This is a genomic window from Mesorhizobium sp. M7A.F.Ca.CA.002.09.1.1, from assembly GCF_003998555.1.
Lineage (GTDB): Bacteria > Pseudomonadota > Alphaproteobacteria > Rhizobiales > Rhizobiaceae > Mesorhizobium > Mesorhizobium ciceri.
Genome location: NZ_RZRR01001629.1, coordinates 1 through 423, shown reverse-complemented (window position 1 = coordinate 423; position 423 = coordinate 1). Strand labels below are relative to the sequence as shown.

Here is a 423-nt window from a genome sequence, read left to right as displayed (position 1 = left end):
AAAAAGCTGGACGCCGAACTCGGTTTCCAACTGCGCGATCGAGGCCGAAATCGATGGCGGCGACACATTGACCTGCTCGGCCGCCTTGGCGATGGAGCCGGCTTCGCCCACGGCAACGAAATATTCCAGCTGTCTGAGCGTGAAGCGTAGCGGCATGGCTGGCTATGTTGCCGGTTTGAGGGCTTCGATCAAGCCTAATGCATGTCGCGCAAAAGTGGCCCCGGTTTTGCGCAAACGACATGCATGGAGCAAAGGCCTAAAGCGCATCACTTGAATCCGTTCGATCGCGATGCGCTCTAGGCGCCCATCAATATTTGATCCATGTCGTTTTGAGCGCGGTGTACTTGTCGAGCGCATGCAGCGACAGGTCGCGGCCGAAGCCGGATTGCTTGAAACCACCGAACGGCGTCATCGGGCTCAGAG

Annotated in this window: 2 protein-coding genes; both read right to left on the bottom strand. The window is 57.9% G+C overall.

All coding sequences use genetic code 11. The features are described from left to right. A partial coding sequence (locus EN994_RS35045; protein ID WP_164746607.1) for a LysR family transcriptional regulator occupies positions 1 to 156 on the bottom strand: 156 nt, incomplete at its 3' end. Positions 157 to 307: 151 nt separating this feature from the next. Further along, a partial coding sequence (locus EN994_RS35040) for an aldehyde dehydrogenase family protein (RefSeq protein ID WP_127308327.1) occupies positions 308 to 423 on the bottom strand: 116 nt, incomplete at its 5' end.